The sequence below is a fragment of the Arthrobacter sp. 4R501 genome (assembly GCF_002929755.1).
In the GTDB taxonomy this organism is placed as follows: domain Bacteria; phylum Actinomycetota; class Actinomycetes; order Actinomycetales; family Micrococcaceae; genus Arthrobacter.
This window is the reverse complement of sequence record NZ_PJIW01000009.1, coordinates 142,711-156,968: the sequence shown is the minus strand read 5'-3', so window position 1 is coordinate 156,968 and position 14,258 is coordinate 142,711. Positions and strand designations below refer to the sequence as shown.

At 64.3% G+C, this 14,258-nt stretch carries 15 protein-coding genes, 1 pseudogene and 1 riboswitch; of the genes and pseudogenes, 9 read left to right on the top strand and 7 right to left on the bottom strand.

Features of this window, described 5'->3' with window-relative positions; genetic code table 11:
• The first annotated feature begins 52 nt into the window (after nucleotides 1-52).
• Together CXR02_RS11125 and CXR02_RS11120 are read left to right on the top strand one after the other, a co-directional pair.
• Complete coding sequence (locus CXR02_RS11125; RefSeq protein WP_104062046.1) at nucleotides 53-937, top strand: F510_1955 family glycosylhydrolase; 885 nt, start codon at nucleotides 53-55, stop codon at nucleotides 935-937.
• Nucleotides 938-995: 58 nt separating this feature from the next.
• Nucleotides 996-1,553: a hypothetical protein gene (locus CXR02_RS11120; RefSeq protein ID WP_181037194.1), complete on the top strand. Its 558-nt coding sequence runs from the start codon at nucleotides 996-998 to the stop codon at nucleotides 1,551-1,553.
• Here the strand turns inward: CXR02_RS11120 and CXR02_RS11115 are convergent.
• Nucleotides 1,546-2,232, bottom strand: coding sequence for a M23 family metallopeptidase (locus CXR02_RS11115; RefSeq protein ID WP_258060913.1), 687 nt, complete (start codon nucleotides 2,230-2,232; stop codon nucleotides 1,546-1,548). The two genes, CXR02_RS11120 and CXR02_RS11115, sit on opposite strands and share 8 nt — an antisense overlap.
• 92 nt (nucleotides 2,233-2,324) lie before the next feature.
• Nucleotides 2,325-2,519: riboswitch (cyclic di-AMP (ydaO/yuaA leader) on the bottom strand.
• Nucleotides 2,520-2,833: 314 nt separating this feature from the next.
• Between CXR02_RS11115 and CXR02_RS11110 the strand changes: the two genes are divergently transcribed.
• Nucleotides 2,834-3,247, top strand: a complete 414-nt coding sequence (locus CXR02_RS11110) for a four-helix bundle copper-binding protein (RefSeq protein ID WP_104062045.1) — start codon at nucleotides 2,834-2,836, stop codon at nucleotides 3,245-3,247.
• A 232-nt stretch (nucleotides 3,248-3,479) separates the two neighbouring features.
• Here the strand turns inward: CXR02_RS11110 and CXR02_RS11105 are convergent, their stop codons facing one another.
• Entirely contained in the window at nucleotides 3,480-4,091 is a 612-nt protein-coding gene (locus tag CXR02_RS11105; RefSeq protein ID WP_104062044.1) for a TetR/AcrR family transcriptional regulator, read from the bottom strand.
• 100 nt (nucleotides 4,092-4,191) lie between these two features.
• Between CXR02_RS11105 and CXR02_RS11100 the strand changes: the two genes are divergently transcribed.
• The 3 genes from CXR02_RS11100 (at nucleotide 4,192) to CXR02_RS11090 (ending at nucleotide 6,428) form a co-directional block, all read left to right on the top strand.
• On the top strand, nucleotides 4,192-4,425 hold the full coding sequence (locus CXR02_RS11100; protein WP_104062043.1) for a hypothetical protein: 234 nt from the start codon (nucleotides 4,192-4,194) through the stop codon (nucleotides 4,423-4,425).
• Between the two features lie 55 nt (nucleotides 4,426-4,480).
• A complete protein-coding gene (locus CXR02_RS11095) occupies nucleotides 4,481-4,948 on the top strand; it encodes a DUF2269 domain-containing protein (protein WP_258060912.1) in 468 nt (155 codons plus the stop codon).
• Between the two features lie 139 nt (nucleotides 4,949-5,087).
• Entirely contained in the window at nucleotides 5,088-6,428 is a 1,341-nt protein-coding gene (locus tag CXR02_RS11090; RefSeq protein ID WP_104062041.1) for a YibE/F family protein, read from the top strand.
• Nucleotides 6,429-6,771: 343 nt separating this feature from the next.
• Here the strand turns inward: CXR02_RS11090 and CXR02_RS11085 are convergent, their stop codons facing one another.
• A complete protein-coding gene (locus tag CXR02_RS11085; protein ID WP_104062089.1) occupies nucleotides 6,772-6,954 on the bottom strand; it encodes a DUF1508 domain-containing protein in 183 nt (60 codons plus the stop codon).
• A gap of 156 nt (nucleotides 6,955-7,110) precedes the next feature.
• Nucleotides 7,111-7,425, bottom strand: a complete 315-nt coding sequence (locus tag CXR02_RS11080; protein ID WP_104062040.1) for a hypothetical protein — start codon at nucleotides 7,423-7,425, stop codon at nucleotides 7,111-7,113.
• Between the two features lie 798 nt (nucleotides 7,426-8,223).
• On the opposite strand from CXR02_RS11080, the gene CXR02_RS11075 reads away from it, so the two are divergent.
• A complete protein-coding gene (locus tag CXR02_RS11075; RefSeq protein WP_258060911.1) occupies nucleotides 8,224-8,427 on the top strand; it encodes a hypothetical protein in 204 nt (67 codons plus the stop codon).
• Between the two features lie 281 nt (nucleotides 8,428-8,708).
• Here CXR02_RS11075 and CXR02_RS22910 read toward each other — a convergent pair.
• Nucleotides 8,709-8,946 (bottom strand): annotated as a pseudogene (locus CXR02_RS22910) (metallophosphoesterase); the annotation flags it as partial.
• Between CXR02_RS22910 and CXR02_RS11065 the strand changes: the two are divergent.
• On the top strand, nucleotides 8,905-9,564 hold the full coding sequence (locus CXR02_RS11065) for a hypothetical protein (protein WP_181037193.1): 660 nt from the start codon (nucleotides 8,905-8,907) through the stop codon (nucleotides 9,562-9,564). The pseudogene CXR02_RS22910 and the gene CXR02_RS11065 sit on opposite strands and share 42 nt — an antisense overlap.
• 179 nt (nucleotides 9,565-9,743) lie before the next feature.
• Nucleotides 9,744-10,127, top strand: a complete 384-nt coding sequence (locus CXR02_RS11060) for a hypothetical protein (protein WP_146072512.1) — start codon at nucleotides 9,744-9,746, stop codon at nucleotides 10,125-10,127.
• Between the two features lie 14 nt (nucleotides 10,128-10,141).
• Here CXR02_RS11060 and CXR02_RS11055 read toward each other — a convergent pair whose 3' ends face one another.
• Together CXR02_RS11055 and CXR02_RS11050 are read right to left on the bottom strand one after the other, a co-directional pair.
• On the bottom strand, nucleotides 10,142-11,503 hold the full coding sequence (locus tag CXR02_RS11055; RefSeq protein ID WP_104062037.1) for a phenylacetate--CoA ligase family protein: 1,362 nt from the start codon (nucleotides 11,501-11,503) through the stop codon (nucleotides 10,142-10,144).
• Between the two features lie 9 nt (nucleotides 11,504-11,512).
• Nucleotides 11,513-14,092, bottom strand: coding sequence for a copper-translocating P-type ATPase (locus CXR02_RS11050; protein ID WP_104062036.1), 2,580 nt, complete (start codon nucleotides 14,090-14,092; stop codon nucleotides 11,513-11,515).
• Nucleotides 14,093-14,258: the final 166 nt, after the last annotated feature.

The following is a 14,258-nucleotide window of genomic DNA, read 5'->3' as shown; positions in this document are numbered from 1 at the left end:
GGGTCGGCACCTGCCTGCACCTCTTTTTCATCCTTCAATACTGGAGTCTCCAATGTCCTTCCCTTCCTCCTCCCATATCCGGGCCGCAGTGTTCACAGCGGCCACGGCAGGGCTTGTCCTCACCCTCACGGCCTGCGTCCCCGAATCCGCGCCTGCCAGACCGATGCCGAGCAGCCCAAGCAATTCCAATGCCCTTCCCAGCAGCCACGTTCACGGCCTGAGCGTGAACCGCGAGACAGACCAGGTGCTGATGGCTACCCACGAGGGCCTGTTCGATGTCACCAGGGAGCCCGCGGCCAAAATCGGTGACACCAATGACCTGATGGGCTTCACGGCCGGGGCGGACCAGGACCTGTTTTACGCCTCGGGCCACCCCGGGGCAGCCTCGGACCTGCCCAACCCCATGGGCCTGATCAGGTCAACCGACGGCGGCAAGACCTGGGAACAGCTCTCGCGCCAGGGCGAATCCGATTTCCACGCCCTCACGTCGGCCAAGTCCGGCATCGTCGCGTTCGACGGGACACTGCGCCGAACCCCGGACGGGAAGACCTGGTCCGTTGTCGCCGCCAGATTCGTTCCGGCTGCCCTGGCCGCGCATCCCGACAGTGACACTGTCCTCGCCACCACCCGCGAGGGTGTGCAGCGCTCAACCGACGGCGGCGACACCTGGGCCCTGAACCCGGCCGCTCCGGTGATCCAGTTCGTGACTTTCGCCAGCGCCTCCGAAGCCATCGGCGTGGAACCCAACGGTTCCGTCCACTCTTCGGCCGACGGCGGGCAAACATGGTCCCGGACAGGCCGGATCGAGGGGCAGGTCCATGCGATAGCGGCCGTGGAAGGCTCGGATGGGAAACCTTGGATCTGGGCAGCCACGGTCGACGGCCTGGTCGTCTCCACCGACGGCGGAGCCACTTTCAGGCCCTCGGACGCCGCCTGAGCTGACGGCATGGGCAGATTCCTTTTGCATCGACAACCCAGAAGCCGGACCCTAATCCATGGAGGCTGACGAAAGTATCTGGCGTACGGACGCTGCGACGCTACGCGACGTGGTGCTGGACCCGAACGCGATGGAGGCCCGCCTCGGCGGCTGCACCGAGCTGGAACGCGTGTGGGTCCTTTCCCTTCTGGGACGCCATGAAGAAGCGGTCATCGAGGGCCAGGCGCTGCTGGCCGCCTCCAAGGACCGCTTCCAGGCGCTGCTCGTCCTCGCGAACGCCTATCAACGCATGTACCGCTGGCACGACGCTGCCAAGCTCCAGGAACAGGCCCTCCGCTTGTCGCGGACAAGAACCAGGGAGGCGAACGTCCGGCACCAGATCGGCAGGCGCCTCTTTGATGAAGGGCTGTACCGCGACGCCGCAGCGGAATTCGACTGGGCTGCCAGCCTCTTTGGCGCTGCCGGACGGGTAGAAGCCGCTCGCTCCTCCCGCCAGGCCCGGGACCGGGCCCTGGAAGTCCACCGGCAAGCCTCATTCGGGGACAACGAGATCCAAGCCTGCGCGGAAGGCACAGGGCAACCAGAGTCGGGCCCCGAAGGTGATCTGCTCAGATGAACGCGGACGGATCGACCGTCTGGCCGTTGACCATGACTTCGAAGTGAAGGTGGCATCCGGTCGAATTTCCGGTCGTGCCGACCCCGGCGATCTGCTGTCCCTGCGCCAGGACCTGCCCGACGGAAACGCCGATGCTGGCCAAGTGGTTGTAGGTCGTCTTCAGGCCGTTGCCGTGATCGACGACGATTCGGTTCCCGCCGCCATACTGGCTCCAACCCGCCTCGGTGACCGTACCGGCGCCCGCGGCGAAAACAGCTGTCGAGCAAGCTCCCGTCAGATCAATCCCGGTGTGCATTTCAGCGGCAGCCCCGGTGATCGGGCTTACCCTGTAGCCGAACGTGGAACTGACGTTCATCGAAGCCAGCGGCGCCCGCAGGCCCTTCGATTCCACTGCAGGGGCAGCAGGAGCAGCAGGGCTCTGGACCGCTCCCGCTGCCTGAACCGCCGGCTCCGGTGCCGGGGCCGGGGCCGGCTGAGAGCTCACGCCGGGGCTCTCAAAGACCAGAGCAGCACCTGCATCAGCTATCACTGCCGGGACGGAAACCGCCGTTGCGGAGGCGGGGCTGTCGGTGGCAGCCTTCTGGATGCCGGGATCTGCATTCGCCGCAGACAGGGCGGTCAGGGCAAACATTGTGGTAACCGCGGCAGCCACCCCCAGCTGCTGGCCGCGGATCCTCACGGCCGGTTCATGGAAAACGCTACGGAAACGGGATGAAGTAAACGCCGGAAGGGCACGCCGACGGGCATGTTTGGGGTGGGCAGACAAGATGGAAGTCCTCTCGACGCCGGCGAAGTTAGCTGTCGGATTCGGACGAGTGGACTGTCCGGCCGCCCTGCCTGGCACCCTCAGGAACTTTTGCAGGTCGGCTTCACCCCAAGGTGCACATGGCACCGTTTGTGGGTTCTCCGCCCCCGCCTTGAGAATGAAGTACGTGGACCGCCGGCGGGGTTTGGCGAAGCGGTCACACCCATACCCGCTACGGGCATGTAATCCCTCGACTCTAACCAACGACACGCGGAAGTTACAAATTCGTTACCAAATCTTGAGTAAGGCGTTTCGATCCCAGTAACCAGACGTCGGGGGTAGCTGGCCTGTCCGGGGAAAGTTACGCTGTGCCTGACAGTGCTCGGTGAGAAGCCGTCCTCGCCTGGGCAGGGCCAGAATCATCAACCAAAAGGGGGTACGACACAAGCACCACAGCGGAGCCGGTTAGCAGAACACGCAAGCCGGCCCACCGTATCTATTTCCAGCCGCTCAACACCATGGAAGAGAGAAAACGATGACACACGCCAGCGCCCACAAAATGCTTGATGCCTACCCGAAGGATCTTGGCAGCATCGACCAGCACAAGCTCGCCGAAGGTATCGCCGCGTCTTTTGACTGCGCACAGGCCTGCACGGCCTGCGCAGATGCGTGCCTGAGCGAAGACATGGTCACCGAGCTGACCAAGTGCATCCGCACGGACCTTGACTGTGCCGACATCTGCACAGCCACAGGAAATGTCCTCTCCCGTCACACCGGCTACGACGCCAACGTCACCCGCTCCGTCTTGCAGGCCTGCGCCACCCTGTGCAAAACCTGTGCTGACGAATGCGAACGGCACGCCGAAATGCACAGCCACTGCCGGATCTGCGCAGAAGCTTGCCGCCGTTGCGAAAATGCGTGCAACGAACTCCTCGCGTCACTCGACTAAACGGCCGATACGAACGCGCCGAAATGCCGGCGGGAACCGGAGGCCTTCGAATTCCCCTTCTCCGACACTGATTCTTGAATCCACCGGAGACCTCACATCTGCCTGGAGAGACGTAGAAACCTATGCAGGGACGGAGACTGGACGTCAAAGGCGTTGCCATTGAATCCCACCTGAACGCTTCCCTCCTACCAGGACGACCCGGCCGCTACTCGCCCGCGTGCCCGCGCCGGCGTTAATCCTGGTGCGTTGAAGGCGTGCCGGTTTCAGGCGTAGGCGCCGCGGGAGGCTGCAGCCCGGCCATCGTGACTTTGACGAGACGAAAGACAGCCTCACGGGACACCAATCCACTGGCCGCTTCCAAGGCATGAAGGCAATATCCGGCGAGCTCATCCGGGGCAACATCGGAGCGGAACACCCCGGCGCCGGCACCATCACTCAAAATCTCCGCCAGGAATTCATGGAGATGCTGGTGCGCGCGACCGACGTGTGATCCCTGGTGCAGTCGTGCGGCCTCAGCACGACCGTCGTGAGAGTGGGCGATCAGCGCGTAAGCCTTGAGGACGGCTTCAAGCTTTTGATTCGGGCCCGCCGCGCGGTCACGGACCCGAGCCAGATGTTCCAAATGGGCTTGGACCTGGCGTTCGTGCCAAGCCGTCAGGATCTCGTCCACGTCCGGAAAGTACTTATACAGGGTGGCCCGGCCGATCCCCGCGGTCTGGGCGATCTGTGACATCGTCACCGATGACAGCCCCTGACTGGCCACCAAGGCCGCCGTGGTGTCCAGGATCGCCGAACGGACGGCGCTGCGGTGCGATTCGATGGTCTCGTTCCAGAGCTTCGGCATTCCTGAAGTATACGCTCCGTCCTACGTTGGACAGGGTGATCGCGAGAAGACATACTGTCTTGTAAACACGCCCGCAGAGAATGACCAAAGGAGATGGGACATGACCCGCGAGCCAAACCAGCCGGAGCACAGCGATCCCGCCCAGGACACTCTGACAGGTCCGCCCCGCTGGGTGAAGGTCTCCGCGATCGCCGCCGGCATCCTGCTCCTGGTCGTTGTTGCCGTGATGCTGCTCAGCGGCGGTCAGCACGGGCCGGCACGGCACGGATTCGGGCTGGACGCGCCCGCCTCATCTCCCGCTGCGTTGCAAAGCTCCGCCAGCGGGCAGGTGTGAACCCAGGATGGTCCTGACATCTGCGCTGCGGAAATTCCTGCTGACCCTGCATCTCATGTCTTCACTCGGTTGGGCCGGAGCCGTAGCTGTTTTCGTCGTGCTCGATATTGCCGCCCTGACGAGCACTGACCCCCAGCTCGGACGCCTCCTGTGGCTGGCCCTGCAGGCGGCGGCCTGGTCCCTGCTTGTCCCCTTGGCCTTCTCGTCCCTGCTGACCGGCGTTCTTCTCGCTTTGGGCACGGTCTGGGGGCTGTTCCGGCACTACTGGGTGCTCTTTAAGCTCGTGCTGACCCTCGTGGCCACGGTCGTCCTGGTGGTGTACACGCAGACGATCCAGACGGTGGCGGGGATGGTGAGAGATCCCGCAATGTCCGGAATGGACCTTCCCTCTGCCTTGCTGCACACCGGCGGTGGCCTGGTCGTCTTGCTACTGACGACGATCCTGGCAATTTACAAGCCCCATGGCATGACCCGGTACGGACGGCGAAAACAACTGGAGCGGCGCCGGCAGACTGTGCCCTGAACAGGCGTTCCCGCAGGCATCACCAAAAAGAAACAGGCAGGGTCGGACATTGTCGCCCGTTTGCGTGCCTGGAACAGTCGTTGGGTCAATGCCAGGGAGCCGCGCACCGTAGAGTTCAACGGGTGAGGTTGAACTGCTGATGGGCCACGGACAAAGCCACTCCCCTGCCGAGCCGGCGCCGTCGCCTCAGGCGACGGCCCTGCGGCGGCGAGCAAACCGGTTGCTGTTGGCGGTCCTGGTGCCTCTGACTCTGCTGACGTTGGCCGCCATGATCCTGATGTGGCCCTCGGGCAGCAGGGACGGTATCACCCTTACCAACCCAACCTCCGGTGCGCCCGGCGCGACCTTTGAGAGCGGAAAGATCCAACGCGTAATTCAGGCAAGCTGTACGCAGGGAGCAAGCCAGGACGCCCAGGGTCAGAGTGGCTCCGACTGCACGTATGCGTTCACCGAACCGGACAAAGGCGGCAGCCAGGTCAAGGTGATCATCAACCCGGACGTCGCGAAGTCCCATGGGATAAAAGCCGGAGACAACATCAGTTATCTGGATCTGACTTCATCCCCGGGCGCGGCAGCCAACCAAGCAACACCCCAATACATCTTCGTGGACTTCGTCCGTACAGTGCCGATCTTACTGCTGGCCATCCTGTACTCCGTGGTGGTGATCGCCGTCGCCCGCTGGCGTGGACTGCGGGCACTCATCGGACTCGTAGGCGCCTTTGCCGTGCTGGCCGGATTCATGCTTCCGGGTTTGGTGGAAGGCAAACCCCCGCTGCTACTGGCACTCGTGGGATCCACAGTGATCATGATCGGCATGCTGTACTTCGCACACGGGTTTTCGGCCCGCACGTCCACCGCTCTGCTGGGCACCATGTTCGGGCTGGGCATCACGGCGGTGCTGGCAGCCTGGTCAACGGATGCCGCGAATCTTTGGGGCGCAGGGAGCTCCGAAGCCTCGGTCCTGTCCAACATTTCGGGCAACATCTCCATCTCCGGCATCATCCTGTGCGGGCTCATCATCTCCGGACTCGGGGTACTGAACGATGTCACCATTGCGCAATCCTCTTCCGTGTGGGAACTATACGAACTCGCTCCGGAAACGTCCGCCCGCAACCTCTTCACCTCTGCCATGCGTATCGGCCGCGATCACATCGCCTCCACGGTCTACACGATCGCGTTCGCCTACGCGGGGGCCGCCTTACCCATCATGATCCTTGTGATGCTCTACGACCGGCCCCTCGGGGAGGCGCTGACCAGTGCCGAAATGTCCGAGGAGGTGGTTCGGACCCTGGTCGGCTCAGTCGGACTTGTACTTGCTATCCCTGTCACCACCGCCCTCGCCGTGCTGGTCGTCAAGGCAACCGGCACAAAGGGCCCTGTCCAGCCTGCCGCTTCCAAAGGACATAACCGTGCCCGGAACACAGACACCGCTACGGCCCCGCCCGAGGAGCGCGATATACGAAGGCCAGCGCCCTCATGAGGAACCATTAGGACGGGCCTGTTACGGGAGAAGTATGGAATGACCGCTGTTCCAGGTCCTAGGTTCTATGGGACAGTCCCAGTGTCGGGCCCTCTTCCATTTTTGTTATAACTCCATATCTTTCGTTACTATTCACCGGTTTCCTCGGTGCCGAGGTGAGGTCCTTCAGTGACCGCTCGTGCTCTTCCTTCGGGGCGTCATTCTTGATTGAAGGACGTGATGGCAACGGCACCAGAACCAACCCGGCTCCGTTTCGAACCTTCCACCTACGACGAGACCCCCGCCAGCACGGCAGCTCTTCAGTATTACCGACGACTGACGGGGGTCTAACCACGGATCGGATCTACGACTCGGTCAGGTCCGTGATGTCTGATCCTGCGTTGTTTTTCACGGATTCGATGCCTTTTATCGCAGCTGCTTTGCTGCTGTAGGACTCTCCTGTGGCAATGACCTCGCCGTTGCCGGCCTTGAGGCGGAATCGGAAGCCGCCGGAACCGTCCTTATACACTTCAAATTTGCCTGCCATGCGCATGTCCTCCTCGTCATCGCCGCACCGGGTGTGTCCGGTACGGCACGGATACTGCCCAACGTGCACATCCTAGCGAGCAGGATGGCGTCGAGCATGCCCAGCCGGAATGACAATGTTTGGTGCGGCTCCCCTCACCGCGTCACTGCCGTCCTTTTACTTCCGGTCGCTAACTCTTGAGCGCACTGCACCCTGGAGGTCCTCCCGCGACGGCAGTCCGACCAGGCCGTCAGCGCCTAGGTAAACCCTGCATGTCAAAGCCGGTGATGCTGTTGAGGGGAACAGGTCATGGCCATCGACGATGAAAGACGGTGAGCCGTGGAAATGCAGCGCCTGAGCCTGTTCCTCACTGTCCACTTGAACAACGCGGAGGTCTCCAGCATCGTTTTCCGCTGCCAAGACCTGGCGGTACAGGTCCAGGGCCGGGGCGCTGTTGGGGCATTCGGAGATGATCCGCAGTTCGTACTCCATGCTTTCTCCAGTATTTCAGCCGATGGATGCTTCGCACCAAATTCCACATCATCGAGGAGGCTCCAAAACCTGCGCGTCGACGACTTGCGGGCAGACACATACGCTTCAAGAACTTCCACGGCAGATTCAGCCGGAGGCAGTGCCAACGCACGGCCGACCTCGGACCAGGTGTGCCCGGCCGCGACCGCCTCCAGTACGGCTTCGCCCATCGCCTTATCCAATGCTGTTGCTGCCCGACAACACTCCCGCACGGAAACCAACGGATCTGCACTAGCGAAGGTCGGCGAACTCGTCCATCGTGGACGGCCGGGCCACTCAACAACAGACCCGAACCATCCTCGGAGATGACACGTCCGCCGAACGCTTCGATGAACCCCGTTGGAACAACCAGGCAGTGGACGCCGACACCGGCCTCCACTAACTCAGAGCACGCTACTACGGACTGCCCCGCAACCGCCCAGTTCCTCGGCATCGACCCGCTTGCTATACATACGCCGGAGAACAACCCGCTAACGTTATGGACCCACCGCCGCCGCGGACCGGAGCGCGCCGGTCCGAAGCGAAAAGGGGAGACAGTGTCATTGGACCCAAATCGGCCCCTGGTGGACTGCCGCCGCAGCCTCCGCCAGACTCGCAGCCTTCGGCGGGAATCGGGATCAGGACCAATGGCCCTACAGGGCAGGCTGGCCGCGCGCCAGAATGATTCTGGCCGTGCGCCAGATTGCCTTGCTATGCCGGCGACGCCCTCGGGCGCGCCGGAACGGACCAGGCGACACCAAACAATGAAGGGAAGTCATCATGATCCACAAGCTGATGATCCATGCCGCTGTACTCACCGCCGGTGTCGCGATCCTGGCCGGAGGCCTCGCCGCACCCGCAGCAGCCGATAACAACTTCGGTCAGCACGTGCGGACCTGCACCCAGACGATGGGCTTCGACGGGGAGCACAACCCCGGCATGCACCAGGGCTTCCACGGTTGGAGCCCGGAGCACACCTGCTGACCTCGCTGCTGGCGGGCCTACCGTCTCCCAGGCGCGGGAGGGCTGCACCCGTTTGGTCCTCTCCACCCAAGAGGGACTGGCAAGGGGGATGCCTGTCTGGCCTGGGTGATCACGAGGTTTGATATTGTCGGCGTGCAGGAAGCCCGTCGAAACCCCAGTGCCCGGAAACGCCTGCTGGCCACGCTGGGCCCTCAGTGGCGGGTTGTCACCTTGGATGGGACCGAAGGGTCGGCTGGTACGCGAGCGCCTGCCCTTTCCACTACGACACGGAGCGATCCGTGGGGGAATCCCGGGTTCAGCAGCCTGAGTCCTCCCGAAGCTGCAGTGTCCCATGGGATGTGGCTGTGCTCCAAGACCAGTGCATCGGAATTGGGAAACAGCCTGGTCGCAACGGGCCTCGCGGCCCTTCGCCGGACCCGTTTCGTGCATCACGCTGAAGCGGACACCCTCCAACGTCACATGCTCCACTTCTGGTAGGTGTCCCCGCAAGATGTCGCTGTCGTTGTTTCCAAATACCCCATCTGCCAACGGCTGGCCGACGCAGGAATCGCACAGGAAACCCTCCGCCGCCTCATGGACCACAGATCCGCTGACACCACCGCCAAGTACTACACGGTCACCCACGCCCGGAAACGCAAAGCCATCGAATCCGTCAAAAGGCTCTCCTTCGACACCCACGGCGCACACGCACCCGTCACCGAAGAGCTCTACTCCGTGGCCGTCGCCGTCCCATTCGGGAACTGCACCGAACCGACCAACATCAAAGCAGGCGGCAAAGCGTGCCCCGCACGCTTCCAATGCGGCGGCTGCACCTTCTTCAGATCAGACCCCTCCCACCTCCCGGACCTCAAGGCACACCTCGAACGGATGAAAGAAGACCTCGCCTGGCAGATCGCCCAAAACCTCCGCCCCTCACTGATCACCGATACCAGGAATGAAATGGAAGCCTTCACCTCCCTCATCCATGCCCAGGAGTCACGGCTGGCCGATCTTCCCACTGCCGAACGGGACGCCCTGCAGGAGGCCTCCGCCGTGTTGCGACGACTCGGCGCCGATGTCCCCACCGCAGTTACGAAACCCTTCATTCCGGTCGGAAGTCTCAGATTCAGACCAGACAGCCCTAAGGACACCCAGTGAACGACCCCGCGCAGAAGACGGCAGCCATGGTGCGGCAATGAAAGCAGGACAGTAAAGCCTAACGACAGGCGGTTTTGGCCACCGTCGACGCGATGGAGCGCACTCAGACGCCCATCACTGCGGCTGAGGTTGCCCGCCGAGCCGGCGCCAGCCCATGGCTCGTCCGGCAGGAGCCACTCATGGAGGCAGTCAGGAGCGCACAGGCCAGACTCTCCAGTGAACATGTCCAGAGGTCCAGAGATTCAACCACCGGATCGCTCCGAGTCGAACGCGATCTCCTTCGCCAAGAGAATCAGCTGCTCCGCCACGAAATAGACCGGCACCGAAAACGCACTTCAGAACTGCTCGATGACCAAATCGACGGCACAGACGCCCACTCCCAAAGCGTCCGCATCCAAGAACTCACGGACCATAGCACTGCCCTGTTGCGGCAGACCGGCGAAGCCATCCAGCGGCTCCACCAGACACAACAACAGCTCGAAGCACTATCCACCGGCCTGGATGCCGCTCACGCCGTCAACCGTGCACTCATGGCTCAGCTGAACCGGCCACAACAGTCCTAGCTGTCCAAGGAACGCTAGTGCGGTGGGGCGATCCCTCGTACGAACGGTGCCTTGCCCAGGGCTGTCCGTTCGAGGTGATCGGTCAACTGCACATCCACCCGGGTTTCCACAACGCCGGCCTCATTGAGCGCGCCGATGACAGCGGCGCGAACTCCCTCGATGGATGCTCCTGGTGCGAGGCCCGCCAGGAGGACCCGCAGTCCGGGGGGCTCCTGGATGACCTGCCACCCCGCGCTTCCGGCTTCATCGAGTAGGTGGTGGAAGACGATGGGGTGGATGCTGACCGGTCCTTGCCTGCCTGGCAGGTGAAGGATGTCTTCGATGCGGCCTTCGATGTCCTCCAGCACGGTGAAGGAGCGTCCGCAGGGGCAGCCCCGCCCGCCCAGCCTCACGGTGTCGGACATTTCGTAGCGGATCAGCGGGAGGGTCCGGGAGAACAAGACTGTGACGAGGAGTTTTGCCCCGGTTGTCCCGGCGGGTACGGGGTTGCCGGCCTGGTCAACGGGTTCGATGATCAGGAGGTCCTCATAAACGTGGCGGTTCCGGTAAATGCAGGGGGAGGCGATCCCGGCCGTTTCTGTGGCGGCGTAGACGTCGAAAGGGGCACTTCCCCAGGCCGCTTCCAGTTCGGACGCGGTGTGGGGGCTGAGCACTTCGGAGGCGGACATGACCCCCTCCGGAGCGATGTTCAGCCGTCCGGCGCGTTGCTCGGCTGCCAAGGGTTTGAGCGCTGAGGCGTAACCGACGAGGATCCTGGGCTGAAACCTGTTCAGCGCGGCGACAGTCTCCTGCATCGGGTCCGTGACGTCCAGACGGAGAGTCGGGACGAGCCTGGAGCGCAGCGATGCGCCGACGACGGCTGACTGATGGGTGGGGACGCGGGAACTGACCAAGGCCATCTTCAGTGGCCGCGTCAGCCCGGCCGAGATCCCGGCCCAGTCGTTCGCCCGGGCGTAGCTGGCCAGAACGGTCGCCCATTCGGTGCGGTCCCACACGAAGGTTCCGCGCCGGCCGGTCGTTCCGGCTGTCGCTGCCGCCCACCACCGGCCCTTCCATGGCAATCCCGGGTCTCCCCCACCCTCGGTCAAGGATCGCAGATGTGCCTCGAGCTCAGCCAGGCTCAGGCCCGGGGCGGTGACGGCCTCGTCGAAGTGCTCCATCAGTTCGGCTTTGGTCACGGGCGGCAGCTGATCCAAGGGAGCATCATGCAGGCCCACGTGGTGGCGGCGGTAGAACTCCGATCCTGCATAGGCTGCGCGGCGAAGCTCGCGGAGGGCGTGGTCCTGATGGGTGGCGATGCGGGCCGGGTCCCAGCGGTCCCGCCTCCGCCAGGCAGCCCGCAGGAACAGCACCCGGGCGATGAGGGCCAGATCCACGCCCGTGCCCTACCGGGTCCCGGCAGGGGCGAGCGGCCGGGAAGCCCGCGCCGTGGTGGCCTCGGGGGTCTCCGGGCGGGGCAGCCGGAGCCGCTTGAGCAGCAGGGCGTTAACGGCGACCAGGAAGCTGGACCCGGACATCGACAGGGCCGCAATCTCGGGACTGAGCGTGATCCCGGCGAAGGCGAAGACACCTGCTGCGATGGGCAGCGCTATCGCGTTGTAGCCCACGGCCCAGCCCAGGTTCTGCCGCATTTTCCGCAACGTTCCTTTACCGATCCGCAGCGCGATCGGCACATCCAACGGATCCGAGCGCATCAGGACCACGTCCGCCGTTTCGATGGCCACGTCCGTACCGGCGCCGATGGCGATGCCCAGGTCAGCCTGGGCCAGGGCAGGGGCGTCGTTGACGCCGTCACCGACCATGGCGACCCTCCCATGCTTCTGCAGCTCGGCGATCTTCGCAGCCTTGTCTCCGGGGAGCACTTCGGCGATGACGGTGTCGATACCCAGCTGCCCGGCGATCCGCCGGCCGGTGGCTTCGTTGTCCCCGGTGAGCATGACGACCTTGATTCCCGCCTCGTGCAGGGCAGCCACGGCAGGAGCAGCGGTTTCCCTAGCGGCGTCCGCCAAAGCGATCACCGCCGCGGCCCGGCCGTTTACTGCGACGAGCACCGCGGTCCGGCCGGTCGCGGCGAGCTCATCGCGGACCGCGGCCAGAGGGCCCAGATCGATTCCTTCGTCGGCCATGAGTTTACGGTTACCGACAAGCACCCGGCGCCCTTCCACGGTAGCGCCGGCCCCGTGACCGGGAACGTTCAGGAAATCCGAGGCAGCCAGGGCAGGTGCGCCGTGCTCCTGGGCGTGCCGGACCACGGCCGCGGCGAGCGGGTGTTCGGATTCCTGCTCCACCGCTGCGGCCAGCGTCAGGAGTTCGTTTTCGCTTATTCCGTGAACGACGACGTCGGTCACTTCCGGTTCGCCCTTGGTCAGGGTGCCGGTCTTGTCCATCACGACGGTGTCGATCCGGGCGGAGACCTCCAGGGCGGTGGCGTTCTTGAACAGGACCCCCCGTTTGGCGCCGAGCCCGGTGCCCACCATGATGGCGGTCGGGGTGGCCAGGCCCAGCGCGTCGGGGCAGGTGATCACCACAACGGTGATGGCGAACAGCATGGCCGCCTGGATCCCCGCCCCGAGGGCGAGCCACGCCGCGAACGTGACCGTTCCGCCGATCAGGGCGACCAATACAAGCCAAAACGCTGCCCGGTCAGCCAGCCGCTGGCCCGGGGCCTTGGAGTTCTGCGCCTCCTGCACCAGTGCCACGATCTGGGCGAGGGCGGTGTCGGCCCCGACCTTGGTGGCCCGGACCCGCATCGTGCCGGTGGTGTTGATGGACGCCCCGATCACTTCCGAGCCGGTGGTCTTGGTCACCGGCAGGCTTTCGCCGGTGACCATGGACTCGTCAACCTCCGATTGGCCGTCTCCCACTTCCCCGTCCACCGGGATCTTGGAGCCGGGCCTGATCAGCAGGAGGTCCCCGGTCTGGACTTCGGAGGTGGGGATCTCCACCGTCTCACCATCGCGGATGACCAGCGCCACCGGCGGAGCGAGTTCGAGGAGCGTGCGGATGGCCTCGTTCGCCCCGCCCCGGGCGCGCATCTCGAACCAGTGGCCGAGCAGCACGAAGGAGGCCAGGACCGTTGCCGCTTCGTAGAAAACCTCACCGCCGCCGCTGAAGGTGACCCAGACGCTGTACAGCCAGCCGGTGCCCACGGCGATTGCCACCAGGACCATCATGTCCAGGGTGCGGGCCTTCAAGGCCCGATAGGCACCATCGAAGAAGATCCACGCGGAATAGAAGATGACCGGCAGGGACAGGATCAGGGCCATGACGTCGTCGCGGAGCCCGAACGGGGTCCGGGCGGTGAAGCCGAACATGTCCCGACCCATCGGGGACCACAAGGTCACGCCGATGGACAGGACCGCGGCGACCAGGAACCGGTTGCGCATGTCCCTGACCATGTCATCCATCGACATCCCGGCATGGTGACCGCCGTGGCCCATCATGTCCTGCGGGGTCCGGGGCGCCCCACCGTGCTGGCCGTGCCCGTCGTGGCCGACAACAGGGGGGTAGTGCCCGGTATGCGGTTCCGCCGTTTCCGGGGCATGGCCTGCGTGCATTCCGGCGTGGTCATCCTTCGCCGGGTGTGCATGACCCATTGGATGGGCGGTATCAGGGTGTGCGGTGGCCGGATGGACATGGCCGGCGGCCTGGTGGCCGGCGCCGGGTTTCACCGCGGTGCCGTGTTTCATCCCGGCGTCGCCCGAGGTTTCGTCCATGGGGTAGCAGACGTGGTCCGGGACCGATTCGCCCCGGCAGTGGTACCCGCAGTCCCGTACCCATCCGGAGATCTGCCCCACGGAGGTTACCGACGGGTCAAAGCTCACCGTGGCGGTTTGGGCGACCGCGTTCGCATCGACGGCCACCACCCCGGGGCGCTGACGCAGCACATGTTCCACGACCGCCTTGGAGGTGGCCCAATGCAGGCCCTGGACTTCGACCACGGTGCTCTTGAGGTTTGTTGTCATTGCCTCTCCTCCGTCCGCTTTGCTCCTGCAGGGCGGGCAGCAGGGGCTGCCGGGGATTGATCCTGCCTGTGCCGGTCCTGTGACCCGGTGTGATGTGAGCAGATCATAGTGCGTCCTTTCGCAGAAATGTCCGAGAGTGGGCAACGGCGGGGCCATCAGGTGCCTG